The following is a 2,592-nucleotide window of genomic DNA, read 5'->3' on the forward strand; positions in this document are numbered from 1 at the left end:
TAGAACCGGTGGCAATCCGGGCACGAATCATTTGGCGGATGCGTTCGACGCTGGTACAAAGCACTGCTGCACTAGCTCCACGGAGGGGACACAGATGGCCACTGACTACGACGCCCCACGGCGCACCGAGACCGATGACGTTTCCGAGGACTCACTCGAAGAACTGAAGGCTCGGCGCAACGAGGCCCAGTCGGCGGTGGTCGACGTCGATGAATCCGAGTCCGCCGAATCGTTCGAACTGCCCGGCGCCGATCTGTCCGGCGAAGAGCTCTCGGTTCGGGTGATCCCGAAGCAGGCCGACGAGTTCACCTGCTCGAGCTGCTTCCTGGTCCATCACCGCAGCCGGCTGGCCACCGAGAAGAACGGTCAGATGATCTGCACGGACTGCGCCGCCTGAGGTCAGGAGGCCAACGCTGCGAGCACCTTGTCCGGATGCCGGGCACTGATCAACCAGTACGGGGTGGGGTCATCGGGATCGTCGAGCACCAGCAGCGCCATCGGGCCGATCCACGCCCGGTGCACGACGTAGGCGGCCGGGTCCAGCTGTCGGCCCAGCGCCGCCGACTTGGCCGATCGGGGCACCTCGGCGGAGCGCGCGACGACGCTCACCGGCAGGTGGGCGCCCCCGATCCACAGTTCGGTCTCACCGTCACCGCTGGTGACCCGCAACTCGGTCCTGCCGAGCCACAACAGCACGACCACCGCAACCGGCAGCAGCACCGCGAACGGCAGCCAGTTGGGCAGCGCCTTGACTCCCTGGTTGACCTCCAGCGCGATCAGCGCGGCCAGGCCCAGGCCGGGCAGCCACCACCACCACGGGACCCACAGGCGTTCGCGGTAGCGAACGGTTTGCGTGGTGGCGCGCGTGTCGGACACGCGGCCAAGAGTAATCTCTGACGTCGTGTCCACCTCTCTGGCGGTACTGCGACTGGATCGCGACCTGCCGCTGCCCAGCCGCGCCCACGACGGTGACGCGGGAGTCGATCTCTACAGTGCCCAGGACATCGAACTCGGGCCCGGTGAGCGGGCTCTCGTGCCGACGGGCGTCGCGGTGGCGATACCGTTCGGCATGGTCGGGCTGGTGCATCCGCGTTCGGGTCTGGCTGCCCGCGTAGGGCTTTCGATCGTCAACAGTCCCGGCACCATCGACGCGGGCTACCGTGGTGAGGTGAAGGTCTCGCTGATCAACCTCGACCCCCGGACCCCGATCGTCGTCCGTCGTGGAGATCGGATAGCTCAGTTGCTGGTGCAGCGAGTGGAACTGCCCGAACTGATCGAGGTGACGTCGTTCGACGAGGCCGGCTTGGCCGACACAACCCGTGGTGACGGCGGCCACGGTTCCTCCGGCGGACATGCGAGTTTGTGAAATGGCATTGAAGAGACAACGTAACGACAGCTCCGACGCCCCTGAGGGCACGGCCGACGCCGGCGAGGAGCTCGAAGGCCCGTTCGACATCGACGACTTCGACGATCCGGCGGTCGCGGCGGTGGCCCGGCTCGACCTGGGCTCGGTTTTGATCCCGATGCCCGAGGCCGGCCAGGTGCAGGTCGAGCTCAGCAACACCGGCGTGCCCAGCGCCGTCTGGGTGGTGACCCCCAACGGCCGCTTCACGATCGCGGCGTACGCGGCGCCGAAGTCCACCGGCCTGTGGCGGGAGGTCGCCTCGGAGCTGGCCGACTCGCTGCGCAAAGACGTACCCAAGGTCAGCATCGAGGACGGTCCGTGGGGTCGCGAGGTCGTCGGAGTGGGCGCCGAGAATGCCGGTGTGGTGCGCTTCATCGGCGTGGACGGCTACCGCTGGATGATCAGATGTGTCGTCAGCGGACCCCACGAGCGGATCGCCGCGCTGGCCCAGCAGGCGCGAGATGCGCTGGCCGACACCGTCGTTCGCCGCGGGGACACCCCGATGCCGGTCCGCACCCCGTTGCCGATACAGCTGCCGGACGCCATGGCGGCGCAGCTGCGCGCCGCCACCGAACAGGCCGCTGCGCAGCAGGCAGCGACGTCGGGCCAGCCCCAACCCCAGCAACAGCAGCCGCCCGAAGAACAGCAGCCGGAGGCCCGGCGCGGCACCCAGGGGTCGGCGATGCAGCAACTGCGCACCACCATCACCGGCACCGGGGGATAGCCCGGACCACTCCGCGCCGGAACGGTATTCCAGCAGGCCAGCACGCGCTTTTTCGCGCCCGGAATGCAGTTCCGGCGGCCTACGGGGCTCGCCTGGGTCGGGCCGGGTCGTCGGCGTCGCGCAGCGCGGCCAGACACTGCGCACCCAGGACCCCGGGGTCGGTGCCGATCTCGTCGAGCGTCACGGTGCGCAGGGCCGCCCGCGGCGCCGCCGACACCCATTCGATTCCGACCTCCAGCGGGTGCACCGGGTCATCGTCGGCCGACACCACCCCCAGCGGCGCGGTGAGCGTCCCGAGCGCACCGACGGTCGGCGCGACATACCGGGCCGCCGCCTCCATCGCCTCGGGCAGCGCCGGCCACTGCCCGACCCATGACCGGGTCAACTCCTCGGCCAGCCACGCCGGGCTCGACGCCTGCATCTGGGCGGTGGCCGACACGAGCCCGTCGCGCCGCAGCACCTC

At 69.6% G+C, this 2,592-nt stretch carries 4 protein-coding genes and 1 pseudogene; 3 read left to right on the forward strand and 2 right to left on the reverse strand.

All coding sequences use genetic code 11. The features are described from left to right. The first annotated feature begins 94 nt into the window (after nt 1-94). Nucleotides 95-397: a DUF4193 family protein gene (locus tag WA944_RS21395; RefSeq protein WP_526368767.1), complete on the forward strand. Its 303-nt coding sequence runs from the start codon at nt 95-97 to the stop codon at nt 395-397. Nucleotides 398-399: 2 nt separating this feature from the next. On the opposite strand, the gene WA944_RS21400 is transcribed toward WA944_RS21395, so the two are convergent. Further along, nucleotides 400-876 carry a DUF3093 domain-containing protein gene (locus tag WA944_RS21400; protein ID WP_163889905.1) on the reverse strand — a complete coding sequence of 159 codons (477 nt, stop codon included), beginning with the start codon at nt 874-876 and terminating at the stop codon, nt 400-402. A 25-nt stretch (nt 877-901) separates the two neighbouring features. On the opposite strand from WA944_RS21400, the gene dut reads away from it, so the two are divergent. Beyond that, entirely contained in the window at nt 902-1,366 is a 465-nt protein-coding gene (gene dut / locus WA944_RS21405) for a dUTP diphosphatase (RefSeq protein WP_370332610.1), read from the forward strand. 1 nt (nt 1,367) lies between these two features. After that, entirely contained in the window at nt 1,368-2,129 is a 762-nt protein-coding gene (locus tag WA944_RS21410; RefSeq protein ID WP_526368770.1) for a DUF3710 domain-containing protein, read from the forward strand. 79 nt (nt 2,130-2,208) lie between these two features. Here the strand turns inward: WA944_RS21410 and WA944_RS21415 are convergent. Further along, nucleotides 2,209-2,592: pseudogene (locus tag WA944_RS21415) on the reverse strand (alpha/beta hydrolase); the annotation flags it as partial.

The organism is Mycobacterium sp., assembly GCF_049683355.1.
Classification (GTDB): Bacteria; Actinomycetota; Actinomycetes; order Mycobacteriales; family Mycobacteriaceae; genus Mycobacterium.